This window comes from Streptacidiphilus jiangxiensis (assembly GCF_900109465.1).
GTDB classification, from domain to species: domain Bacteria; phylum Actinomycetota; class Actinomycetes; order Streptomycetales; family Streptomycetaceae; genus Streptacidiphilus; species Streptacidiphilus jiangxiensis.
On sequence record NZ_FOAZ01000010.1, the window covers coordinates 76,384 to 100,561 of the forward strand.

General features: G+C 74.0%; 14 protein-coding genes. 9 read left to right on the forward strand and 5 right to left on the reverse strand.

The annotated features are described in order from the left end of the window. The first annotated feature begins 24 nt into the window (after positions 1-24). From BMY61_RS20140 to BMY61_RS20150, 3 genes are all read left to right on the forward strand, one after another. On the forward strand, positions 25-7,311 hold the full coding sequence (locus BMY61_RS20140; RefSeq protein WP_082015141.1) for a non-ribosomal peptide synthetase: 7,287 nt from the start codon (positions 25-27) through the stop codon (positions 7,309-7,311). Beyond that, a complete protein-coding gene (locus BMY61_RS20145) occupies positions 7,308-8,543 on the forward strand; it encodes a cytochrome P450 (protein WP_042450231.1) in 1,236 nt (411 codons plus the stop codon). The genes BMY61_RS20140 and BMY61_RS20145 overlap by 4 nt, the downstream gene beginning before the upstream one ends. Positions 8,544-8,622: 79 nt before the next feature. Further along, positions 8,623-9,888, forward strand: a complete 1,266-nt coding sequence (locus BMY61_RS20150; protein WP_042450232.1) for an MFS transporter — start codon at positions 8,623-8,625, stop codon at positions 9,886-9,888. A 58-nt stretch (positions 9,889-9,946) separates the two neighbouring features. Here the strand turns inward: BMY61_RS20150 and BMY61_RS20155 are convergent, their stop codons facing one another. The 3 genes from BMY61_RS20155 to BMY61_RS20165 form a co-directional block, all read right to left on the reverse strand. Beyond that, positions 9,947-12,898: a helix-turn-helix transcriptional regulator gene (locus BMY61_RS20155; protein WP_042450234.1), complete on the reverse strand. Its 2,952-nt coding sequence runs from the start codon at positions 12,896-12,898 to the stop codon at positions 9,947-9,949. Between the two features lie 130 nt (positions 12,899-13,028). Then, positions 13,029-13,256: a hypothetical protein gene (locus BMY61_RS20160; RefSeq protein WP_042450236.1), complete on the reverse strand. Its 228-nt coding sequence runs from the start codon at positions 13,254-13,256 to the stop codon at positions 13,029-13,031. A gap of 81 nt (positions 13,257-13,337) precedes the next feature. Then, positions 13,338-16,712 carry a type 2 lanthipeptide synthetase LanM family protein gene (locus tag BMY61_RS20165; protein ID WP_042450352.1) on the reverse strand — a complete coding sequence of 1,125 codons (3,375 nt, stop codon included), beginning with the start codon at positions 16,710-16,712 and terminating at the stop codon, positions 13,338-13,340. Between the two features lie 507 nt (positions 16,713-17,219). Here BMY61_RS20165 and BMY61_RS20170 point away from each other — a divergent pair. The 5 genes from BMY61_RS20170 to BMY61_RS20190 all read left to right on the forward strand — a co-directional run bounded on the left by BMY61_RS20170 (position 17,220) and on the right by BMY61_RS20190 (position 21,488). Then, positions 17,220-17,849: a helix-turn-helix transcriptional regulator gene (locus tag BMY61_RS20170; RefSeq protein ID WP_042450237.1), complete on the forward strand. Its 630-nt coding sequence runs from the start codon at positions 17,220-17,222 to the stop codon at positions 17,847-17,849. Positions 17,850-18,019: 170 nt separating this feature from the next. Continuing rightward, on the forward strand, positions 18,020-18,205 hold the full coding sequence (locus BMY61_RS47760) for a response regulator transcription factor (protein ID WP_236656084.1): 186 nt from the start codon (positions 18,020-18,022) through the stop codon (positions 18,203-18,205). A gap of 77 nt (positions 18,206-18,282) precedes the next feature. Further along, complete coding sequence (gene ddaH / locus BMY61_RS20180; RefSeq protein ID WP_342342528.1) at positions 18,283-19,107, forward strand: dimethylargininase; 825 nt, start codon at positions 18,283-18,285, stop codon at positions 19,105-19,107. A gap of 150 nt (positions 19,108-19,257) precedes the next feature. Then, on the forward strand, positions 19,258-20,652 hold the full coding sequence (locus BMY61_RS20185) for a VWA domain-containing protein (protein ID WP_042450239.1): 1,395 nt from the start codon (positions 19,258-19,260) through the stop codon (positions 20,650-20,652). Between the two features lie 5 nt (positions 20,653-20,657). Beyond that, positions 20,658-21,488 carry a hypothetical protein gene (locus tag BMY61_RS20190; RefSeq protein WP_042450358.1) on the forward strand — a complete coding sequence of 277 codons (831 nt, stop codon included), beginning with the start codon at positions 20,658-20,660 and terminating at the stop codon, positions 21,486-21,488. Positions 21,489-21,546: 58 nt separating this feature from the next. Here the strand turns inward: BMY61_RS20190 and BMY61_RS20195 are convergent, their stop codons facing one another. Beyond that, complete coding sequence (locus tag BMY61_RS20195) at positions 21,547-21,957, reverse strand: hypothetical protein (protein ID WP_042450241.1); 411 nt, start codon at positions 21,955-21,957, stop codon at positions 21,547-21,549. A gap of 408 nt (positions 21,958-22,365) precedes the next feature. Here BMY61_RS20195 and BMY61_RS20200 point away from each other — a divergent pair, with 408 nt between their 5' ends. Next, positions 22,366-22,743: a very short patch repair endonuclease gene (locus tag BMY61_RS20200; RefSeq protein WP_075003989.1), complete on the forward strand. Its 378-nt coding sequence runs from the start codon at positions 22,366-22,368 to the stop codon at positions 22,741-22,743. 95 nt (positions 22,744-22,838) lie between these two features. Here the strand turns inward: BMY61_RS20200 and BMY61_RS20205 are convergent, their stop codons facing one another. Then, a complete protein-coding gene (locus tag BMY61_RS20205) occupies positions 22,839-24,176 on the reverse strand; it encodes a DNA cytosine methyltransferase (RefSeq protein WP_042450360.1) in 1,338 nt (445 codons plus the stop codon). Positions 24,177-24,178: the final 2 nt, after the last annotated feature.

A 24,178-nucleotide genomic window follows, 5' to 3' on the forward strand; every position in this document is an offset into this window, starting at 1 on the left:
GTATCGGATTGGACCTGAACGATCATGACTACTTCGGAGATCCGGCCGATCTCGACCCCTGGCTCGACCCCGGGCGCCCCGGGCGCCGCGGGCGCTGCGGGCGGCAAGCCCCGCCCCGTCCTGTCCGACGCCGCGCGCAAGCTGCTGGAGCAGCGGTTGCGCGGGCTCGCGGCCCAGGTCACCCCCACCGGCATCCCCCGCCTCGACCCGCGCCCGCAGCAGGTGCCGCTGTCGGCGCCGCAGCAGCGGCTCTACTTCCTCGACCAGATCGACCCCGGTGCCCCCACCTACCTGATGCCGGCCGCCTGGCGGCTGGCCGGCCCGCTCGACGCCGACGCACTCGCAGGAGCCGTCGACGACCTGGTGGCCCGCCACGCCCAGTTGCGCGTCACCTTCCCCGCCGAGGACGGCCTGCCGATGCAGCACGTCCACGCCACCGGGCTGCCGCTCGCCGTGGTCGAGGCCGAGGGTGACGCGGTGCGCGCGGTCGTGCAGGAGGCGGCGACGCGTCCGTTCGACCTGGCCGCCGCGCCCGCCTTCCGCGCCACCCTGGTCCGGGTGGCCGACGAGGACCACGTGCTGGTCCTCGCCATGCACCACATCGTCTCCGACGGCTGGTCGCTCGACCTGCTGGTGCGCGACCTGCGCGAGCTCTACCGCTCCCGCGTCGAGGGCACGCCCGCCCAGCTGCCGACGCTGCCGATCGACTACACCGACTACGCCGTCTGGCAGCGCGCCGCCGACCAGTGCAGCGAACTGGACTACTGGCGCGGGCGGTTGACCGGCCTCACGCCGCTGGAGCTGCCGACCGACCGGCCGCGCCCGGCCACACCGTGCCACCAGGGCGCCGTGCACCGCCTGGCGCTGCCCGAGGAGCTGTGCGTCTCCCTGGCCGCGCTGAACAGGAGCACCGACACCTCCTCCTACATGACCGTCGCCGCCGCCTTCCAGGCCGCGCTGGCCTTCCACAGCGGCCAGAGCGACGCGTCGCTCGGCACCGTCGTCGCCAACCGCGAGCGGTCCGAGACCGAGCAGCTGGTCGGCTTCTTCGTCAACACCCTGGTGCTGCGCGCCGACCTGTCCGACGACCCGACCCCGGCCACGCTGCTGACCCGCACCCGCGACGCCGTCCTCGGCGCCCTCTCCCACCAGGGTCTGCCGTTCGAGCAGGTCGTCGACGCGCTCAGCCCCGAACGCGACCTGGCCCGCAACCCGCTCTTCCAGGTGCTGTTCACCGCCGCCGAAGCGGGCCGCGGCGGGTTCCCGCTGGGCGGCGCGCAGGCCGAGCCGTTCCCGGTCGAGCTCAGCAGCGCCAAGTTCGACCTGCACCTGGAGCTGCGCGACGACCAGGGGCAGTTGGAGCTGGTCCTGGTCTACCGGCCGGACCTCTACGACGCCGCCACCGCCGAGGCGCTGACCGCGCACACCCTCGCCGTGCTGCGCGCCTTCGCCACAGCGCCGGACGCGCCGCTCAGCACCGTCGACCCGCTGACCACCGCCGAGCGCGCCTGGCTGCTGGGCGCCCACGGCCCCGCGCAGCCCGCCGCCGTCCTGGCGTCCCCCGCGCTCACCGCGCCGCAACGGGTGGCGGGGCACGTCGCCCGCACCCCGCGCGCCGTCGCCGTCAGCGGCGGCGGACGGTCGCTGACCTACGCCGAGCTGGACGAGGCCGCCTCCGCACTGGCCCGTCGGCTGCGGGCGCTCGGGGTGGGCCGCGAGTCGCTGGTCGGGGTGTGCCTGGGCCGGTCCGTCGACCTGGCCGTCGCGCTGCTCGCCGTCTGGCGGGCCGGCGGCGCCTACCTGCCGCTGGACCCGAACCACCCGCGCGCCCGCCGCGAGTTCACCGTCCAGGACGCGGGCGTGCGCTACGTGATCGCCGACGCGACCGGCCGCGCGGCCGTCGAGGGCCTTCCGGTCGAGATCGTGCCGCTGCACGTCGAGAGCGACGCACCTGAACCCGAGGCCGACGCCTCCCCCGCCGCCGACGACCTCGCCTACGTCATCTACACCTCCGGCTCCACCGGTCGCCCCAAGGGCGTCGAGCTGACCCACGCCAACCTGGCCTGGCTGCTGGGCGCGGCCGACGAGCACTTCGACTTCGGCCCCGAGGACGCCTGGACGCTGGTCCACTCCCCCGCGTTCGACTTCTCCGTCTGGGAGCTGTGGGGTCCGCTGACCAGCGGTGGCCGCGTGGTCGTGCTGACCGAGGACGAGGTCCGCGACCCGTCGTCGGTGGTGCGGGTGCTGCGCGAGGAGCGGATCACCGTCTTCAACCAGACCCCGGCCGCGTTCAAGGGCCTGCGCGCCCATCTCGCGCAGGCGGGCGTCGAGGTGGCCGACCTGAGCCTGCGCGTGGTGGTCTTCGGCGGCGAGGCGTTCGACGTCCGCGACTACCGCGACTGGTTCTCCGGATCCGCCACTGGCCGGCCCGCGCTGGTCAACATGTACGGGATCACCGAGACCACCGTCCACGTCACCTTCCGCACCGTCACCGGCGCCGATCCGGACGGGCCCGTCCGCTCCCCCATCGGCCGCCCGCTGACCGGCCAGCACGGCTACGTTCTCGACGCCCACGGCCGCCTCGCGCCGCGCGGTACCGTCGGCGAGCTGCACGTCGCGGGAGGCGGCGTGGCGCGCGGCTACCGGGGTCGTCCGGAGCTGACCGCCGAGCGGTTCCCCGTCGACCCGTTCACGCCCGGCCGGCGCATGTACAAGACCGGCGACCTGGTCCACGTCCTGCCCGACGGCGAGCTCGCCTACGTCGGCCGCGCCGACCACCAGGTGAAGATCCGCGGCTACCGGATCGAGCCGGGCGAGATCGAGACGGCGCTCAAGGCGCAGTCCGGCATCGCCGACGCCTGCGTCGTCGCCCGCGCCGAGGCCCACGGCGGTGCCCGTCTGGTCGCGCACGTGGTGACGACGGAGGGCCGCCCGCTCGACCCGGCGGCCGTACGCGACCGGCTCCGGATCGACCTGCCCGAGTACATGGTCCCGGCGCTCTTCGTGCGTCACCCGAAGCTGCCGATCACCGCGAACGGCAAGGTCGACCGCAACGCGCTGGCCGCCGTCGCGGGCTCCGACGAGACCGCCGGAACCCCCTACGAGGCCCCCGTGGGCGCGGCCGAGCAGGCGCTCGCCAAGATCTGGGGCGAGGTGCTGAGCACCGAACGGGTCGGCCGCGGTGCCCACTTCTTCGACCTGGGCGGCGACTCGATCCTCGCCCTGCGGGTCGTCGGCCTGGCCCGCGCGGCCGGACTCGGCCTCAGCGTCGCCGACGTGTTCCGCGCCCGCACCCTGGCCGACCTCGCCCGGCTGGTCACGGCCGCCGTCGACGCGCCCGCGCCCGTCGCCCCGTTCTCCCAGCTGGACCCGGCGGACGCGGCCCGGCTGCCCGAGGGACTGGAGGACGCCTACCCGCTCACCCCGCTGCAGGCGGGGATGTTGCACGAGATGCTGGCCGACCCGAGCCGGGGCGCGTACCACAACGTCACCGACCTGAAGATCACCGTCCCGGAGGGCTTCGACCTCGCCGCCTTCCAGGCCGCCGCCGACGCGGTGGTGCGGGCCCACAGCATCCTGCGCTCCTCCGTCGACCTGGCCTCCTACGCCGAGCCGACGCTGCTGGTCCACCCGACGGCCGAACTGCCGGTCGGCTGCACGGACCTGCGCGGACTGTCGCACCCTGAGCAACGTGCCGCGCTGCGGGCCTACGTGCAGGACGAGTTCGACCACCGCTTCGACCTCGCCGCCGCGCCGCTGGTCCGGATCCACCTGTTCCACGTCGACGACCACGAGCTGCGGCTGGTCCTGACCGACTGCCACATCGTGCTGGACGGCTGGAGCCTGACCTCCCTCATCGCCGACCTGCTGGACCTGCACCGCCGGGCCGTCGTCGACGGCATCGAACCCGAGCTGCCGCCGGCGCCCGCGTTCGCCGAGTACGTCGCCCTGGAGCGGGCCGCGAGCGGCAGCGAGCAGAGCCTCGCCTACTGGCGGCGCACCCTGGCCGACCTGGAGCCGGTCCACTTCGTCCGGCGGGCCGCCTCGGCGCAGGACGACGGCTCCCTCTACGAGGCGCGCCGCACCTTCCCGCAGCTGACCGGCCCGCTGGGCGAGCTGGCCCGCCGCGCCGGGGTGCCGCTGCGGACGGTACTGCTCACCGCGTTCCACCACGTCATGGGGATGTTCGCGGAGCAGAACGACGCCGCCGGACCCCACGCGGTCGGCATGGTCGTCAACGGCCGCCCCGAGTACGCGGGGGCGGACCGGATGCGCGGGCTCTTCCTCAACACCGTGCCCTTCGGCCTGCCGACGGCGCCCGAGGACCCCAGCTGGCTCGGCCTGCTGCGCCACGTCTTCGCCGCCGAGCAGGAGTTGATGGCGCACCGCCGCGTGCCGCTGGCCCGGATCCAGCAACTGTGCCCCGGCGCGGGCACGCTGGTGGAGGCGGTCTTCAACTACGTCAACTTCCACCGGCTGGAGGGCGACAGCTGGGACGAGTCGCTGGAGGTCGCCCGCACCACCTTCCCGCTCGCCCTGAACGCCAGCCCCGGCGGCTTCACCCTGGACACCGACGCCGCCTGCTTCGACACCGCCACCACCGAGCAACTCGCCGACCTGCTGCGCGAGTGCCTCGACGCGATGCTCGCCGACCCGGACGCCCCGGCCGCCCGACCCACGTTGCGCGGCGCCGCCCGCGAACAGGCCCTGGTCACCTGGGCCGAGGGCGCAGCGGTCGCCAACCCGCCGTTGACCTTCCACGGTTGCCTCCGTGAGCAGGCCACGCTGCAGCCCGACGCGCCCGCGATCGCCCACGGCGGCACCGTCCTGAGCTACGCCGAACTCGACGCCTCCGCCGACCGGTTGGCGGCCCGGCTGCGCGAACTCGGCGTCGGCGCGGAGACGATGGTCGGCGTCTGCCTGGACCGCGGCCCCGAGCTGGTCCGGGCGGAGCTGGCGGTGCTCAAGGCCGGCGGCGCGTTCGTCCCGCTGGACGCCGCCTACCCGACCGAGCGCCTGGCGTTCATGGCCGCGGACAGCGGCATGACCGTCCTGATCAGCCAACGCGAACTGGCGGGCGCGGTGCCGTTCGAGGGACGGGTGCTGCTCGTCGACGACCCGGCCGACGTCACGCCGTCGAGCGCGATGACGGACGTGACGGTCGACCCGCTGCAGGCCGCCTACGTCATCTACACCTCCGGCTCCACCGGCGTCCCCAAGGGCGTCACCGTCCACCACGACGGCCTCGCCAACATGCTCCAGGCACAGCGCGACGGCCTGCGGCCCACGCCCGGGGACCGGGTGCTGCAGTTCGCCTCGTCCAGCTTCGATGCCTGCGTCTTCGAGCTCACCTGGGCGCTCGCCAACGGCGCCTGCCTGGTCACCGCGCCCAAGGACGCGCTGCGCGCCGGCCCGGACCTCGCCCGCACCCTGCGCGAACAGCGGATCACGGCCGCCGTGCTGCCGCCCACCGCACTGGCGGTGATGCCGGGCGAGCACCTGCCCGCGCTGGCCACCCTGATGGTCGCCGGTGAGGCCTGCCCGGCCGAACTGGCCGACGCCTGGTCCCGTGACCGCCGCTTCCTCAACGGCTACGGCCTGACCGAGACCTCGGTCTGGTCCCACCTGGCCGAGTGCCGGCCCGGCGAGGGCCGCCCGGCCATCGGCGGGCCCGTCCGCAACACCCGCTCCTACCTGCTGGACCGGGACCTGCAGCCGGTGCCGGTGGGCGTGCCCGGTGAGATCTACGTCGGCGGCCCGAGCGTGGTCCGCTGCTACCTCGGCCGTCCGGGGCTCACGGCGGCGAGCTTCGTGCCCGACCCCTTCGGCCCGCCCGGCGCACGGCTCTTCCGCACCGGCGACCTCGGCCGCCACCGCGCCGACGGCTCCGTCGAGTACCTGGGCCGCCGCGACTCGCAGGTCAAGCTGCGCGGCCTGCGGATCGAGCTCGGCGAGGTCGAGGCGGCCGTGCGGCAGCTGCCGCAGGTGCACTCGGCGGCGGTGCTGCTCCGCACCGACCTGCCCGGCGGCCCCGGCCTGGTCGCCTACGTGGTCGCCGCGCCCGGCGAGACGCTCGGCGCGGAGACGATCCGCCAGGCGCTGCGTACCCGGATGCCCGCCTACATGGTCCCCGGCCGCTTCGTCTTCCTCGACGCGCTGCCGCTGACCAGCAACGAGAAGGTCGACCGCAAGGCGCTGCCGGCGCCCGTCCTGGAGCGGTCCGATCTCAGCGCCGCCTACGTCGCCCCGACCACACCGGCCGAGCAGGTGCTCGCCGAGCTGTGGCGGGAGGTGCTGGGCGTCGACGCGGTCGGCGTGCACGACGACTTCTTCGAGCTCGGCGGCAGCTCGCTGTCGACGGTCCGGGTCGCGGCCAAGGCGGTGGCGCGCGGCGTCGCGATCACCGTGCGGGACCTCGTCGAGGCGCCCACGGTGGCCCGGCTCGCCGCGCGGGCGGGCGCCGGGACGCGGGAGGTCCGCTCGGAGGTGACCCTGCGCGCGGGCGAGGGCACCCCGCTGTACTGCGTGCACCCGACCGGCGGTTCGGCCACCTGGTACGTGCCGCTGGCCCGGGCCCTGCCCGAGGGCCGCGCGGTCGCCGCCTTCCAGGCGCGCGGCCTGGTCGGCGGCGTCGACCCGCGGACCGTGCCCGGCATCGCCGCCAACTACGCGGCCGAGATCGCCGCCCACGGCGACACGGGCCCGCAGCCGATCCTCGGCTGGTCCATGGGCGCCAACATCGCCCTGGAGCTGGCCACCCAACTGGCCGAGTCGGGACGGCCGGTGGCGCCGCTGGTGCTGATCGAGCCGTACCTGCCGCACCCGGCCGCCGCGGCTCGCCTGGCGGGCTTCGTCGCCGACATGGCCGACGCGCTGCGCCTGCGCGACGAACTGCGGGCCACCCCGGAGGGCTCGGACGAGCGGGCCGCGGCCGCCGCCGTGCTCCAGGACCGGCTGCTCGCCGCCGGCATGGCGCCGGGCGAGGCCGCGCTCGTCGCGGACGCGCCCATCGAGGTCTGGCACTCGCTGCTCGCCGCCCTCGCCGACTACCAGATCCGCCCCTACCCCGGCCACGTGCACCTCGTCATCGGCCAGGCCACGGCGGACCTGCCGGACGGTGAACCGATGCCCGGCCTCGACGTCGACCACGCCACCTACGTCGCCCGCTGGCGCGAGCTGGCGCCCGGCGGCCTGACCGTGCACACCCTCCCCGGCGACCACCGCACCATGCTCACCGATCCGTTGGTGGCCCAGCTGGCCGCGCTGCTGACCGAACTCACCCCCGCCACCGAGCAGGAGGCCCGTCGATGACCCCGACCACGCTGACGCGCACCGGCTTCACCGAGCGCTACCTGCTCGACCCGGCCGTCAACGCCGACCCCTACCCGTACCTCGACGCGATGCGCGACCACGAGCCGGTCTTCTGGAGCCAGATGCACCGCGCCTGGTTCGTCACCGGCTACGACCAGGTCATGCAGTGCCTGCGCGACCCGGCCGTCTCCGCCGACCGGGTGCGCCCGCTGATGGACGCCGTCCCCGAGGGCGCCCGCGAGGACGCCGAGCGCGCCTTCGGCATCCTCTCCAGCTGGATGGTCTTCAACGACCCGCCGAACCACCGCCGGCTGCGCCAGGTCTTCCAGGAGCAGTTCGCCGCCAGGGCGGTGGCCCGGTACCGCACCTTCACCGAGCGGGCCACCCACGCCATGCTGGCCCGCAAGGCCGCGCCCGGGCGCGCCGGCGACCTCTACGCGGACATCGCCAAGCCGCTGCCCGCGCTGGTCTTCGCCCGCTGGCTCGGCGTCCCGCAGGCCCACGGCCCCTCGTTCTGGTACTGGAACGCCAAGGTGGCCGACCTGGTGCTGGGCACCGCCCAGCAGGAGAGCGAGTACCGCACCTCGCTGCAGTCGCTGTGCAGCCTGGAGGACTACCTCGCCGACCTGGTCGCCCAGCGGCAGGCGGACCCCAAGGACGACCTGATCAGCTCCGTCCTGGCCGGCGGCCGGATCGGCGACACCGTCACCACCCCCGAGTTCGTCGGCATGCTGACCCAGATGGCCTTCGCCGGCGGCGAGACCACCAGCAACCTCATCGCCAACACCATGCTGGCGCTGCTCTCCCAGCCCGAACTGCTCGCCGCGGTCCGCGCCGAACCGGAGCTGGGCGCGGCCGCGGTGGAGGAGACGCTGCGCCTGGACGGCCCGTCGAAGATGTCCGTGCGCAACGCCGCCCGCGATTTCGAGCTCGGCGGCCACACCGTCCACGCGGGCGACCGGATCTTCCTGGTCACCGCCGCCGCCAACCGCGACCCCGCCAAGTTCCCCGAGCCGGACCGCTTCGACCTGCACCGCGCCGACGGCACCCACCTCGGCTTCGGCTTCGGCGCCCACTTCTGCATCGGCGCCGCGCTGGCCCGCCTGGTCGCCGGCGTCGTGGTCTCCGTCCTGGTCCGCGACCACCCGCAGCTCGCCCTCGACGGGCAACGGCTCGCCTGGCAGCCCTCGCTGCTCAACCGCAGCCTGACCGCCCTGCCCGTCCGCTACTGACCCCTTCCGCCGCCTGCTTCCGCCTGCTTCGGGGCGCCGTCCACCGAGACGGCGCCCCCACGAAAGGTCTCCCCTCGCCATGGCTGCCACCGCCTCCGCGCCCGCCCCCGTCGTCGAAGCACCCACGCCCACGCTCTGGGCGCCGATCCGGCTGCGCTCCTTCCGCCTGCTCTGGCTCGGCCAGTCCCTCTCCCTGCTCGGCGACGGTTTCAGCACCATCGCCTTCTCGTGGATCACCCTCGCCGTCACCCACTCCACCCTCGACCTCGGCTACGTGCTGACCCTCCAGGCCATCCCGCGTGCACTGCTGACCCTCGTCGGCGGCTCACTCAGCGACAAGTGGTCCCCGCGCACCCTGATGACCGCCTCCAGCCTCACCCGCGCCCTGGTCATGGGCGCGGTCGGCGCGGCCGGGCTGAGCGGCGGGCTGGGCCTGTGGATGCTGCTGGGCGCGGCCGCGGTGTTCGGCGCGGTCGACGCGTTCTTCCAGCCCGCGCGGGTCACGGTGCTGCCCTCGGTGGTGGACAAGGAGCTGCTCACCCAGGCCAACGCGCTGCTGGGCACCGGCACGCGGATCAGCGCGGTGCTGGGCCCGGCGCTGGGCGGCCTCGTGGTCGCGGTGACGCAGCCGTCGGTCGCCTTCGTCGTCGACGCGGCCTGCTTCGCCCTGTGCGGACTGCTGGTCTCCCGCATCCGGCCCCTGGCGGGCCGCACTCCGGCGGGCGGGGGCGGCGCGAAGGGCGACAGCCTCGGCACCCGCATCCGCGAGGGCATCCGCTTCACGCTCGCCGACTCGCGCATCCGCACCATCATCATGCTCGACACCGCCGTCAACTTCTCCTACGCGGGCCCCTTCACCGTCGGCTTCGCCACGCTGGCCCGCGCGGCGGGCCACGGCGGCTCCACCACCCTCGGCCTCCTCAACGGCGCACTGGCCGGCGGCGCGATGCTCGGCACGCTCGTCGGGGGCCTGGTGAAGGGCCACCCCCGCGTCGGCCTGATGGTCGCGGCGCTGGCCGGTTGGCTGGCCATCGGCATGGGCGCGCTGGGCCTGGTCGGCAACCCCGTCGCAGCGGTGGCCGTGGTGCTGGCGATGGGCTTCGGTATCGGGTTCCAGGGGGTGTTCGGCCTCAGCTGGATCCAGCGCAACATCCCGGGCGAGGTGCTGAGCCGCGTTGTCTCGGTGGACATGGTCCTCGGCTACGCGGCCGCGCCGATCTCGCTCGTGGCCTGCGGGGCCCTGGCCCGGACGGGCGCGGCGGCCCTGTTCGCTCTGCCGGCGGTGATCCTGACCCTGACGGCCCTGGCCACGCTTGCCTCCTCGCAGGTTCGCAAGATGAGGTAGGTGCACCACCCGGGGGCGCGAGGAACTGCGCGATGAGCCACCGACATGCGGATGGTCCTCACCGCGCAGGGCCATCCGCCCCCGGTGGTTTCTCGCGCAGTTCCTCGCGCCCCTGGGAGAGTGCGCACAGTGCGGCTCTGTTGGCCGCCCCCGTCTTCGACATCAGGGCGGCGATGTGCTTCTCCACCGTCCTCGGTGAGATGTACAGCCGCTCCGCGATGTCCTTGTTGCCCAGGCGCTCCGCGAGCACCACGAACACCTCGTACTCGCGGACCGTCACCCCCTGCGCCCGCAGCGTCTCCGGAATCCGGTCCGCCCCGGAACGGTGCTGCTGCACCGACGCACCCATCCCCCGCAGCGCGGCCCGGCAGGCGTTCGCGACGGCCTGCACCTCCCGCTGGTGGAAGAAGACCTCCGCGCCGCGCAGCCAGGCGACGGGCTCGCCCCAGCCGTCGGCGAAGGCGGACTCCGCGACCAGGCGCAAGCCGAGCTGCTGGGCCACGGGGTAGGGCTGCGCCTCCTGCACGGCCCGGGTGACCGCCTCTCCCGCCTCGCCGCCGCGGCCCTCGCGGCCCAGCAGGACCGCGTCGGCCAGCGCCAGGAACTGGCGGTTCCAGCGCATCCGGCCGGGCGCGGTCGCCGCGGCCGCGCTCAGCGCGGTGCGATCGGCGCGGCCGTCGAGGACGTCCAGCAGGACGCCGACGCCGAGTCGGCCGCTGAGGTAGTACGTGCTGGGGTTGTCGCGTTCCAGACGGGCCACTTCGGCGAGTTCGCGACGGGCGAGGTCGCGGTCCTCCTCCATCAGCGCGCAGAAGGTGCGGGCCAGGCCGACCGCCAGCACCTCCTCCTGGGAGCCCGCCCCGTCCCACGCCGCGAACGCGGACAGCGTCTCCTCCATGGCGGCGCGGTCGCCGACGTGGGCGGCAGCGCCGGCGCGGGCCATGAGCGTGTAGCGGATCGCGGGGGCGAGGCGCAGGCGCCGCACGACAGCGAGGCACTCGTCGGCGGCCTCCCGGGCCGCGGCGAACTCACCGCGCAGCACCGCGTCCAGGATCAGGATGCCGTCGACGGTGTAGACGATGGTGGCCGCGCCGAGGCGCAGCGCCTCCTCGCGAGCGGTGCGCAGGCCGGTCGGGTCGGTCTCCGCGAGCCAGCGGTTGCCGCCCAGGCGCGTGAGCGCGTACAGGCGCTGGAGCGGCAGCCGGTGACGTTCGGCCGCGCCGAGCGCGCGTTCCAGGACGCTCTGGGCCTCCTCGGGGTCGCGTTCACGGGCGACGACGGCCAGCAGCTCCCAGCCCTGGCAGGCCACCGTGGACAGCTCGTGCCGCTCGGCGATCTCGACGGCCGACCGGGCGAGCTTCTCCGCGAGCTGGGTGCGGTCCGGACCGGGGGTGTCCAGGGCGAGGTACGCGGCGACGACGTCCACGGGCGCGACATGGGTCTCGTCGGCCAGGGGACCCAGCGCCTCGCGGGCGAGGGCGATCTGACGGTTTCCGTCGGCCCACCGCCCGGCGGTGTGGGCGACCTTGGCGAGGCGGGTGTGCAGGGCGGAGATCCGCACGGGGCTGAGGTCGGCGCCGCCGAACTCGTGCAGTTGCTCGGCCAGGTCGAAGGCACGGCCGAACTCACCGGTCTCGGCGAGCGCGGGCAGCAGCGACTCCAGCACCTCGGCTCGCGCGTGCGCGTCCTCCAGGCCGCCGAGCAGGCGTTCGGCGCGGTCCAGCAGGGCGACGGCGGAGCCGATCGCGCCTCCGGCGAGGGCGCGGCGGCCGGCCTCGGCGTAGAGGCGGCCCGCTTCGGCGGCCTCCCCGGCCTGGAGCCGCAGTTCGGCGACGAGCGGGCACCAGTCGCCGCCCAGCCGCGGGTGCAGCTCCTGGACGGCGTCGGCGGCGCGGTGGGCCAGGTGGGCCCGGTTGGCGGGGGTGAGCTGGGTGAACAGGGCCTCGAGCGTGAGCGAGTGCCGGAAGGCGTACCAGTCCGGCGCGGGCTCGTCCGGCAGCACCAGCTGGGCTGCGACGCCCGCGTGGAGGTGGCTGAGCAGGCTGCGGTCGTCGACGCCGGTCATCCGCTGCAGCACGGTCAGCGGGAACCGGCGGCCGAGCACGGCGGCCGCCGAGAGCAGCGCGAGCCCCTGCGGGCCGAGCCGGTCGATGCGCCGCAGGATGCCCCGCGCGAGCGAGCCGGACACGTCGCTGCGCAGGTCCCCGACCACCCGCCAGCCGTCCGCCCCCTGCACCAACGAGCCGCCGCCGACCAGGGACTGGAGCAGTTCCTCGACCAGGAACGGGCTGCCCGAGCTGTCGTCCCAGAGGCGTTCCAGCACCGGTTCGGGCACCTGCGGCGGTTCGACGCCGAGCCCGGCCGCGATCATCTCCTGCACCTGCGGACGGGTCAGCGGCGGCAGTTCGAGGACCGCGCCGGTGCCGCGTCGCCGCGCGGCCGAGGCGAGGTCGAGGGCGTCGCTGAACTCGCTGCGGATGGTGGCCAGCAGCACCACGGGCGTGTACTCGAGGTTGTCGACGAGGTACTCGACCACGGCGAGCGTCTCCGGGTCGGCCTCGTGCAGGTCCTCCAGGAGCAGCAGTTGGCCGCAGCCGCGGCCGGCGGCGATGAGCAGCCGCAGCACGGCCTCGCCGAGGATCACCATGGAGCTGTTGTTCTCGTGCTCCCCGACGCTCCACTCGGGTATCAGCCGTCCCAGGACCGGGCGGTAGGGGCCGAGCGCCTGGTCGTCGATCGGCTCGCCGCCCCGGAAGAGCTGCATCAGCGCCTCGGTCAGCGGCCGGAACGGGACGGTGGGCCCGGTGGCAGTGCTGCGTCCGCGCAGCACCCGCATCCCCGCGGTGAACGCCTCACCGGCGGCTTCCGCCGCCAGGCGCGACTTGCCGACGCCCGCCTCGCCGACCAGGAAGACGGCGCCGCCCCGGCCCTGGCGGGCGTCGTCCAACGCGTGCCGCAGGTGCCCCAGTTGGGTCTCGCGTCCGATGACGCGTGCCGCCTGAGAACGCATGATCGCTGATCGTAGTTGATTGACCCCGTACAAAGGCAGACCGGAACCGGTCTTTGTGGAGGACCTGTGACGAAGAGACAGTGCGGGCCCGCACAAGCGGACCCGCACTGTCGTCGGTCTTCGGTCACGATCACGTGTGCTGGACGGAGACCTGGGTGTCGAAGGTGCTGAGGGCGACCACGATGCCGCTGGTCAGCACGAGTCCGGCGAGCACCCGGGCCCGGGCGCAGACCCGGTTGCGGCCCGACAGCGTGATGCCGCCGGCGGGGTCCTGCTCCATCGCGTCCGCGGCCTCCACGGCGTCCAGGGCGTCCAGGGCGTCGGTCGTGGCGATCGCGGCGGTGGGGAGCTGGTTCATCGTGGTTCTTCCCTTCGTGGGGCGTGCACGGAGTGGGCAGGGCGCGCGAGGTGGGAGGTGCCGGTCTGTGCGAGGTGCTGGTCAGAACAGGAGCGGGGAGGACACGTCGGCGGGGCAGGCGAGGCGCAGCAGTCCGTGGCCGATGCCGGCCAGGCCGTTCAGCAGGCCGGGTGTGGGCACCTGGTCGGGGGTGCCGCAGCGCGGGCCGAGCAGTTCCACGCTGCCGAGCAGCTCGCCGGTGCGCCGCTCCAGCGCGGTGCGTGCGGTGCGGCTGCCCCGGTCGGCGAGGAGGCTCAGCGCCTCCAGCGCGCCGGATGCGCCACGCCCGAGGCTCTGGTCCCGACCGGGCAGGCCGTCGAGCGCGGCGTCCACGGCTGCGGCGAGCGCGTCCGCGTCGGCGACCGGGAGGCCCGCGTCAACGGCGGCGAGCGCGACGCCGGGCAGGCCCGAGTACCAGGAGCCGTCACCGTCCGCGCGGCCGAGGACGTCGGCCAGCGCCGATCCGAGCAGCGCCCGCCCGACCTCGCGGTGACGGGCACCTGGCCGGCTCGTCTCGAGTGCGGCGGAGGAGCTCCGCGCGGAGACGGCCATCGCCACGGCGCCGGAGGCGCTCGGCGCGGCGCCGGCACCGGGCTCGCTCTGCGCATCCGCACCGGAGGCCGCGACGGCGTGGCGCAGGGCCTCACGGGCTGCCTCAGCCGGCCGGACACCCGCTGCTCCGGGCGTGACAGCGCCGGAGGCCCCGCGCTCGGCCGCCGCGGCGTAGCGCAGCAGCGCCCAGCCGATGCCCGCGTCGCCCTCTGCGAAGCCGGGGGCGGTGCCGGCGGAGCCGGGGGCCACGGCACGGGCGAGGAGGGTGTCGGCGAGGGTACCGGCCAGCGTTGCCGCCTGCGGCGAGCCGGTGGCCTGCCAGGCCGCGACCGCGGCGGCCAGCGCCCCGGCAAGCCCACCCGCCACTCCGTCAGCAACCCCACCGAAGACGGCATCACCGAGGGCGGCGTGCCCGAGGGCCGTGAGCGCGAGGGCGAGGCAGTCGTCGAAGGAATCGCCGTCGCCGCTCAGCGCGTCCGCGCTCGCCGCGTCCGACCCCAGCAGGCCGCGCAGGGCGACCAGTGCCTGGACGATCCCGCCGAGCCCGTCCAGCGCGCCGGGCCCGGCGGCCTGGCTCAGTTCCGGGTCCAGGGCCAGGGCCCGCAGCAGCGCGGGCAGCGGGCGCAGCACCGCGCGGGCCAGGTCGAGGTAGCGGTCGGCGCCGACCACGCGGCCGGTCCGAGCCAGGAAGAGCGCCACGCCGGTGTAGCCCTGGGCGAGGCCGGCCCCCATGGGCAGCACCGCCCAGTGGTCGCCGACGACCCGCTCCAGGCCGAGCCAGTTGGCCCGGTCCCCGGCGTGCACGGCACGGGCCACGAGCTCGTCGGCGACCCCGCACGCGGCGGCGAGCAGTCGGCCCCGGGTCGGCGGGACGGGCGCGGGGATGGCGGAGGCCAGCAGCCGGGACCGCGGACCGTCCTTCTCCGCCGGTCCGGCCGAGACCGCCAACGAGGCCGCGATGACCCACTCCTGGTCGTGCCGGTCCACCTCGCCCATCGCCGCGATCTTGGCGCGGACCGCGGTCAGCGCGGGCTCGGGCAGGATCGCGTCGACGCCGGCGCCCGCGGAGCTCCACACGGCCGTCCGGTCGGGGCGGTGGGTGAAGAGCGGCACGTCGCCGCGCCACAGGTCCGCGATCTCGTGCTCCACCAGCCGCTGGCGGGAGGGGTCCTGGGCCGACTCGGTCCACAGCACCGCGAACACGGCGTCGCGGGAGAGCGCGTCGCGCAGCAGGTCGGGGTGGGTCGACTCCTCCAGCAGGGTCGCGTAGAGGCGGGTCGCCCGCACGATCAGCCGGGCCGGGGCGTCCGCCCAGCGGGCCAGCGGCCCGTCGTCGGCCAGCAGTTCGTCACGGTGGTCGGCGACGGCGTCGTAGCCGAGGCGGAATCCGGCCAGCAGCGCGGCCCGGTGGTCGGTCGGTGCGGCGGCCAGTCCCTGCGGCAGCGGCTGGTTCTGCGCGGCCGTGCTGTCGACGGTGCCCCGCACGGCGCGCATCAGGTCGGTGCCGGCCTGCTCCCAGCGCAGGCAGGCACTCGGGTAGGCGCCGGAGTCGACCCGGCCCAGCGCGGAGATGTCCAGGGCGCCCTGGTCTCCGATCAGCAGCGTCGGCAGCAGGCAGGTCCGCTGGACCGAGGCCTGCAGCGCGTCGGCGGCCGGGTCGTGACCGGCGGTGGTGGCCTGCGGCAGCCCGCCGTGCAGCAGCGTCTCGGCGTCGACCAGGATCGGCTGGTCGCCACTGGCGATGACGTTCTCGTAGTGCATGTCGGCGCCGTCGACCGCGTAGAGCAGGGCCAGCAGCGCACCCTGGCGACGGTAGAAGCGGTCCGCCTCGGCGGTGTCCGCGCAGAAGCGGTGCTCGACGAACTCCACCCAGCCGTAGCCGGGGCGGCGCAGGGTGCGGGCGGTGCGCAGTCCGAGCGCGGGCGCCTTGTCGTCCAGCCAGTCGACCAGCTCGTCCAACAGCGCGTGCTGGTCCAGAGGTCGGGGCTTGCAGACGGCGCGGGAGCCGTCGGCGAAGGTCACCACCGCGACGCTGCGGCCGCCCTGGTGGGCGTCGCCGAGCCCGAGTTCGAGACCGGTCAGCGGGCCCGGGTCGACGCCGTGGAACAGGTCGGCCACCAGGTCCTTGCGGTCCCGGTGCAGACGGTCCGTCAACTCCGCGGTGGCCTCGGCGGCGTCGGCGCAGCTCTGGCCCAGGAGTCGGGCCAGGACCGGGTAGGCGGCGAAGAGCCGGGTCAGGCCGGCGCAGGTGCCGAGCTCCGCGACGAAGGAGGTGAACCGCTCCCTCGACGTCGTCCCGCTCAACTCCCCCGCCCGCCGGGCCCGGTGCAGCTCGGTGACCAGGGTGCGCGCCGCGAGCCGGGCGAGCCGGGCGCCCAGACGACGCTCGAAGGCGGCCCGGACGACGCCGTGCTCCTCGGCGGGCAGGGCAAGCCGCTCCTCGACCTCGGCCCAGGCCTGCGCGATCAGCGGTCGCAGCACCGGAACGAAGACCTCGGCGCCGTCGTGCTGCCGGACCTGCGCCGCCCCGTCGGGCGACTCCGGCGCCCGCTCGAGGGCGCGCTCGACCGTCTCCGCCCAGCGGGGCTTGGCAGTCCGGGCCGCGAGCCGCTCCGGCTGCTCCTCGCCGAGCGCCCGCGCCAGCTCGTCCCCGAGGCCGAGCGCCGTCAGCCGGGCGGCGAGGCCGTCCGCGTGGGCGGAGGCCCACGGGACGGTCCGCAGCGCGTCCAGGCGGAGGCGCGCGGCCCGGTCCACCGTCGGGGCGCCCGGAGCGGCGAGCCGCTCGCAGAGGGCCAGGCCCCGCGCCCACCACGACTGCGGCAGGCCGGCGATCCGGGATTCGAGGAGTGCGGTGCGTTCGGTCACGAGAACAACGTCGCAGAGCCGCGCGACCCCCACATGGGGGCTCGACCCCCATATTCTGCGGCGGCCCCCATGGGGGTGGGGGCCGCTCCCCCATGCCCGTCGACGGGCCCCCGGTCACCCGCTCTGACCTGCGGCTCCGCCGATCACCCACCAGGGCGCCCCGGGGGCTCGCACCGCCTCGCCGCGCCCCCGTCCGGCGGACACCACCCCCATGGGCGCCCCCACACCCCCATGCCCGCCACCTGCGCGGACGTGCCCGGCGCGACGGCCCTGTGCGCACGCCCCCGGCGTACCGGGCGGGCCGGCGCCGCGAGGGGGCGCAAAGGTGGGGGCGCGGCCCGGATGCCGCCGCCGTGCCCGCACCGCAGGCTGAGTGCTGTGCCCGACCGCCACCACCCCGGCGCCGGGCACCGGCCCTGTCCGGCGGACAGGGCCTCCCCGCCCGAGCCGTACGCCGGGTGCACACCGTCCCGTCCGCACGCCGGTCCATCAGCCCTGGAGGACCCCATGGCAGAACCCGTACCCGTCCGCGTCGTCGCCCTCGACCCGGTGCTCGAAGCGGGCACGCTCGCCGCCCTGGCCCTCAGCCCGCAGCTGACGAGGACCAGCGGAGAGCCCCCCGAGCGCCCGGCCGGCGTCGTCGTGCTGACCGTCGACCGGTTCGGCCACGCCGAGCTCGAGTTGCTGCGCGCCGCCCGCGAGACGGCGGGTCGACCGGCCGTCGTCCTGGTCGCGGGCGAACTGGCCGCCGCCGACGCGCTGCACGCCCTCGCCGCGGGCGCCCGCGCCCTGCTGCTGCGCCGCGAGGCCGACCCGGCCCGGCTCACCGAGGCGGTCCTGGCCGCGGCCCACGGGGACTGCACCCTCTCGCCCGACCTCTTCGAGCAGGTCCTCGGCCGCTCCGCCGACAGCGCGCAGGCCTGGGGCGCACGGCCCGGCATCGTCACGGGCCTGTCGGACCGCGAGAGGGCCGTGCTGCGCATGGTCGCCGAGGGCCACGAGACCAGCGAGATCGCGACCCACCTGGCCTACTCCCAGCGCACGGTCACCACCGTGCTGCACGACATCACCCAGCGCTTCCGGCTGCGCAATCGCGCCCACGCCGTCGCCTACGCACTCCGAGCGGGGATGCTGTGAACACCACCACCTCCCACAAGTCGCCCTGCGGCGCGGTCCGCATGCCGTACTCGGCCCTCACACAGCTGCTGGCCGCGGGCCCCGATCCCGCGCCGGCTTCGGTTTCGGCTTCAGCTCCGGCTCCGGCGGCGGCGGCGGCGCCACGGCACCACGTCGCCGGACGGCCGACCTTGACGATTCGTCAAACCGCAGTCCTCGACCTGATGGCCGACGGGCACGGCAACGCCGTGATCGCCCGCACCCTGCGCTGCTCGGAGCACACGGTCAAGAACACCATCTACGACCTGATGTCGCGCCTCCAGGCCCGCAACCGCGCCCACGCCGTCGCCCACGCGCTGCGCCACGGGCTGATCTGACCCGCTCTTCGTCCCGTCCCGTCTCGTCCCGTCCCGTCCCGTCATCCCGTCCTCTCCCCTCTGCAAAGGAATGTGTTGTGCCCGTCGACACCCGCGCCGCACGGCCGCGCCGCTACCTGATGTGCCGCCCCGACTTCTTCGAGGTCACCTACGCGATCAACCCGTGGATGGACCCCTCCGAGCCCGTCGACACCCAGTTGGCCGTCACCCAGTGGGAGCGGCTGCACGGCGCGCTCGTCGAGGCCGGTCACACCGTGGAGTTGATCGACCCCGTCCCCGGTCTGCCCGACATGGTCTACGCGGCCAACGGCGCCACCGTCGTGGACGGCAAGGTGCTGGGCGCGCGCTTCCGCAACGAGGAGCGGGCGGCGGAGGGCGCGGCGTACCTCAACTGGTTCCGGGACAACGGCTTCACCGACACCCTCGAGCCGGACCACCTCAACGAGGGCGAGGGCGATCTGCTCACCACCCGCTCCTACATCCTGGCCGGCCACGGCTTCCGCAGCAGCGCGGCCGGGCACCGTGAGGCGGAGGCGTACTTCGGCCGCCCCGTGATCAGCCTGGAGCTGGTCGACCCGCGCTTCTACCACCTGGACACGGCGCTGGCCGTGCTGGACGGGGACGAGATCATGTACAACCCGTCCGCGTTCTCGGCGGCGAGCCGGGCCACGCTGGAACGCCTCTTCCCCGACGCGATCCTGGCCACGGACGACGACGCGGCGGCGTTCGGACTGAACGCCCTCAGCGACGGCCGCAACGTCTTCCTCTCCCGCACGGCTTCCTCCCTCGCCGCGCGCCTGCGCGAACACGGGTTCACGCCGAGGCTGATCGACCTCTCGGAACTGTTCAAGGGCGGCGGCAGCGTCAAGTGCTGCACCCTGGAGCTCCGCTCGGCCGCGTAGCGGCGGCGCGGTGCGGCGGCGCGGCGCGGCGGCGCGGGGCTCCGCCGACATGCGGCTCGCGCTCGCCGACGCCCCGCCCGCACGTCGTCCCGGCACCCCGTCGGCGACACTGGTGATCAAGGTGACTTCGAAGATCAGTACGATCCCCCGGTGATCATCCTCAGAAGGGCGGCAGCCGGGACAGCAGCCTGGCTCGCCGCACTGGCCCTCGTGGGCGGTCTCCCCGCGACCGCCCACGCGGACAGCACCGACTCCACCGCCCAACCCCCGCCCAAGGTCGAGCTGATCCTCGACGCCAGCGGCTCGATGCGCACACCGGACATCGGTGGCATGAGCCGCATCTCCGCCGCCCAGCACGCACTCGACGAAGTCGTCGACGCCCTGCCCGACCAGGCCCAGGTCGGCCTGCGCACCCTCGGCGCGACCTACCCCGGCAACGACAAGGCCGCCGGCTGCAAGGACACCCAGCTGACGGTGCCCATCGGACCGTTGAACCGGGTCGAGATCAAGACCGACGTCGCCACGCTGCGCCCGGTCGGCTGGACCCCGATCGGCCTCGCACTGCGCGACGCGGCCAACGACCTGGGCGTCGACAGCTCCAGCCGCCACATCGTGCTCGTCACCGACGGCCAGGACGACTGCGCGCCGCCCGACCCCTGCGACGTGGCGCGCGCCCTCGCCGCCGAGGGCACCCACCTGACCGTCGACACCCTTGGCCTCACCGAGGACGACAAGGTCCGCCGTCAGCTGACCTGCATCGCCCAGGCCACCGGCGGCACCTACACCGAGGTGCGCACCGAGGGCCAGCTCAGCACCCGGCTCACCCAACTCGTGCAGTCGGGAACGACCCAGACCGCCGCCCCGCCGGCACCCACCACCGGCACCGCCTCGTGCGCGACGGCCCCGGTGCTGACGCCCGGCGTCTGGACCGACCGGCAGAACCCGCAGGAGGAGCACTGGTACCGCGTCGCGGTGCCCGCCGGCTCCGAGCTGCGTGCCTCCGCGTCGATAGCCATCGACCGGACGGTCGAGCAGCACTACGACATCACCATGCGCGCCACCACGGCCGACGGCCGCGAGTTGGCACGTGGCGCCGGCGCGGACAGCGGGCGCAACGACGTCGTCTCGACCGGGCTGCGCGCCCTGGCACCGGCCGCGGACCCGGCCGCGTCCTCGGCTGCCGCCTCTTCCGACTCCGCCGCCCCGTCATCCGACGCCGCCACCCCCGATCCGACGGCAAGTCCGTCCGCGGACGGCTCGACCGGCTCGACGGGCTCGACGGGCTCGACCGCGGACAGCGGCATGCTCTGCCTCTCCGTCGCCAACGCGCTGAGCGTGCCGACGGCCGGTGCGGCCAACCAGCCCGGGTTCCCGGTGGAGCTCAGCATCGACGTCGTCCCGGGCGCGTCCGCCGCGGGTGGCGGCGCGCAGTGGCTCGGCTCCGGCTGGGCCCTGGTCGGGCTGCTCGCCCTGATCGGTCTCCTCAGCGGTCTGGTCTTCGGCTGGCTCGCGCGCTGGCGCGTGGCCGTGTGGAGGGTGCAGTGACGGACATGCCTCGACTCCTGCGGGCGGCGGGAGTGCTGACCCTGCTCGCCCTGCCGTTCCTCGGCGGCACCGCGCACGCCGACACCCCCTCCCCGTCCCCGTCGGGGAGCACCGCGACCACCGCTCCGGCCGGAACCACCTTCCGCACCGCCGGGTCGCTGGTCCCCGGCCAGAACGCCCAGGCGACGGGCGCGGTGGGTGACTACTTCTACTGGTCCTTCCAGGCCCAGGCCGGACAGGCGCCGACCGTCACCGCCACCGTCCAACTCCCCACCAGGGCGGCCGGGCAGGGCGCGGAGAGCTGGCGGCTCGACCTCTACGACGGTCTGCGCCGCGCCCAACCCTGCGTCGCGGGCTCCCCCCAGGCGCAGGCGACCGCGGACGCCGCCTCGGTGCAGCTCAGCTGCACCCTGCCGACGATCCGCAGCTGGGCCGAAACCTGGTCCGACGACCCGCTGCCGGGCACCTACTACATCCGGCTGACCGTCGGCACCCTCGCCGAGCAGGACCTCGGGCTCCCCGTCAGCGCTCAGCTCACGCTCGCCACCGCGTCGGTCTCCTCCGTACCGGCGGACGGGTCGCTCTCCACCCCGCTCACGCTGCCGGCCGGCGGCCCCAGCAGCACCGGTGCCGGAGCATCCGGCACCACCGCCTCCGCCTCCCCGGCCCCGACCACGGCCGACGCCGCCACCGGTTCCTCACCGGGCTTCTTCTCCCGCCTCTTCTCCGGCGGCAACGCCCGCTGGTGGTGGACCGGCGCCGGAGCCGTCACGGCGAGCCTGACCGGCGTCCTCGGCTTCACCCTCACCCGCCACCCGCGCCGCTGGTTCTCCTGACCCCCGGCCCGGCCCCGTCGCCCGTCCGCCCGTGCGGGCGGGTGGGCGACGGGGCTCGTCACCCGCCGACCAACGGCACGAGCTTGAGGAACACCACCGTCGTCCCCGGCGCCAACTCGACGACCGCGTCCAGCTCCTCCACCTGCCGCTCCCCCACCAGCACGAGAAAACCGTTCCGTCCGAACGCCCCCAACGCCAGTCGGCACTGCTCCTCGGCATCGATCTCCCGCCGCCCCCGCAGGCGGTAGCCGTCGAGGACCCGCTCCGCCCCGCTCGGCCGCACCAACCCACGGAACACCTCCACGGACTCGGCGTCGTACCGCACGGCCTGGTGATACCGCGCGACCTCCTCACGCACCCTCCGACGCACCAGCTCGCTCAGCGTCAGCCGCTCCTCCTGCACCGCCAGCTCCCATGCCTCGGCGCACTCACCGGACGTCGTCTCGTCGACGACGATCACGCTCCCCATGCCAAGGCATCGTAGGAAGCAGGACTGACAACTCCCGGGGACGTCACCACAGCCGCCTCGGCGCAGACCGCGCAGCCGGGCGTTTGGTGCGCCACCCACCACGCCTCACTCGTCAAGATCAGCGACCAGTTCCTCGCCGTAGAGACAGTCGCCTGCAGGGGGTCCGTCTGTGATCGGGTTGGAACTACTGGCTTGGCTCCCGGGCTTCAGGACGCGCGAGGCTCCCGCGTCGATCAAGTTGTCAACGAGGTCTGCGAGCGCAAGCGGCAGTGAGTGACTGCGTCCGAGGCCAACGATGGCACGAGGATCCGGAGGCAGATTTCCAGGTCGGAACACCGCAGCAATGAAAAATGCGGGAAACTGTACCTCGTGTCCCCCGCTGCTTCGTCTCCCGCCGTTGCCCAGCGCATGAGCCGTCAGGCGCGGACTGACACCGCGCCCGAGATCGCCGTGCGTCAACTTCTTCATCGGGACGGGTACCGCTACCGCGTCAACCTTCCCGTCCCCCAGATGCGGCGTCGCACAATCGACATTGCGTTCACGCGCGCAAAGATCGCAGTATTTCTCGACGGATGTTTCTGGCACGGGTGTCCAAGCCATGCGACCAGCCCCAAAGCAAATGCAGACTGGTGGCGGAGCAAGTTGGAGAGGAACGCCGTACGAGACGTGGAAACCACCCAGCATCTCGAGTCCCTGGGCTGGACGGTTCTGCGCTTCTGGGAACACGAGAGTCCTTCCTCGATTCAGGCAACAATCGAGGAAGTGGTCGAATCAAAGCGGCACTGAAAGGCAACCGCCGGACCAGCCATGTCGCCAATCGGATTCAGGCGTCGCCGCGCAGGGTTTCGCCGGTCCGCCCAGGACTGCCTTCCGCACTCGTATCAGCCATGCAGAAACTCGTGGATCGCTCCCGCTACTGCCTTGCCGAGTGGGATTGGGACTGCGTTGCCGATCTGGCGAGCGATCTCCTGCTTGGAGCCGCACCAACGGAAGTCCTTGGGGAAGCCCTGAATTCGGGCTGCCTCGTAGTGGGTGATGGGTCGGTCGAGCTCCGGGTGGAGGTAGCGACCCTTCTCCGGCTTGAAGAACTCGGTGCGAATCGTGACCGAGGGATGGCCGCGGCGCAAGCGACCCATCACATCGCCGGAGCCGGAACGGTGGTTGTCCCATGACGTCGTCGACAGGTAGGTGACCCCGGGCGGCAAGCCTTCGGGTCCGACCCCCTCGAGGATCTTGATCTGCCCAGCGTCCACCCAGTAAGCCTTGTTGCGCAGGTCTGTACGATTTCCGCCCCTGTCGATCGCCTTGTAACGGGCAAGCGACAGTTCCTCGGGGTTTCGGCGGATATGCAGGTCCGTCGTACGGAAGATGCCCGCGATCTTCTCCAGGAGGTGGACGACCTCTGGCACCGAGTCCTTCAGATCAGGCAGCTCGGTTTCCGTGGGGTCCCAGCCCCGCGTCTCGTCGAAGACACTGTCCACCGCTTCCCAAGCGAGGCTTGTACCGTCGATCTCGCCGGTGGTGAATTCGCCACGGCGACTGTGCGTGGGGGTGGGGTAAGCAAACTCCCGTCCTGCAACGAGGAGCTCGGTGCGTACGCCGATGACGATGGCCCGACGGCGCGCCTGCACAGCACCGTAGTCGGCCGAGTTGAGCACATAGCGCCGGTGGCGCTGGTCCTGCGTGTCACTCTGCCGCGCACCCGGCGGATCAATCAGGGTGTACTCCGAGATCGGGCCGTTGCCGGCCATGCGCGCGCGGAGGTCGGCAAATTCCGGGGAGCGGACGAAGCGGTCGACGTTCTCGATGACGAAGACCTTCGGCTTCACGGCCTCGACTACTTCGACGTACTCCTCCCAGAGCCGGTTGCGTTCCGCGCCGACCTTGCCCCGGTTGAGACCCGAGAAACCCTGGCAGGGAGGTCCGCCCACGACCACGTCGACGCCGGCGAGCTCCGGCCCGGGGGTCCAATCCTCGATGTCAACCACGTGGACCTTGGCGGCGCTGACCTGCTTGTCACGACGCTTTTCGCCGAAGTTTGCCGCATACGTCGCGGCAGCGGCAGTGTCGTGCTCGACTGCCGCGAGGCTCCGGAACCGGGGTCCTGACTGCTCTTCCCCCACCGGTCGGAATTCGTGGAACCCCTGGGTGAACCCACCGCAGCCCGCAAAGAGGTCGAGGACGGTGATGTATCCGGGGGTATCGGGGCGGCTGTGCATGC

Coding starts and splice junctions, on each gene's coding strand:
- BMY61_RS20140 (WP_082015141.1), top strand. CDS start 25: ATGACTACTTCGGAGATCCGGCCGATCTCGACCCCTGGCTCGACCCCG.
- BMY61_RS20145 (WP_042450231.1), top strand. CDS start 7,308: ATGACCCCGACCACGCTGACGCGCACCGGCTTCACCGAGCGCTACCTG.
- BMY61_RS20150 (WP_042450232.1), top strand. CDS start 8,623: ATGGCTGCCACCGCCTCCGCGCCCGCCCCCGTCGTCGAAGCACCCACG.
- BMY61_RS20155 (WP_042450234.1), bottom strand. CDS start 12,898: ATGCGTTCTCAGGCGGCACGCGTCATCGGACGCGAGACCCAACTGGGG.
- BMY61_RS20160 (WP_042450236.1), bottom strand. CDS start 13,256: ATGAACCAGCTCCCCACCGCCGCGATCGCCACGACCGACGCCCTGGAC.
- BMY61_RS20170 (WP_042450237.1), top strand. CDS start 17,220: ATGGCAGAACCCGTACCCGTCCGCGTCGTCGCCCTCGACCCGGTGCTC.
- BMY61_RS20190 (WP_042450358.1), top strand. CDS start 20,658: ATGCCTCGACTCCTGCGGGCGGCGGGAGTGCTGACCCTGCTCGCCCTG.
- BMY61_RS20195 (WP_042450241.1), bottom strand. CDS start 21,957: ATGGGGAGCGTGATCGTCGTCGACGAGACGACGTCCGGTGAGTGCGCC.
- BMY61_RS20200 (WP_075003989.1), top strand. CDS start 22,366: ATGAGCCGTCAGGCGCGGACTGACACCGCGCCCGAGATCGCCGTGCGT.
- BMY61_RS20205 (WP_042450360.1), bottom strand. CDS start 24,176: ATGCACAGCCGCCCCGATACCCCCGGATACATCACCGTCCTCGACCTC.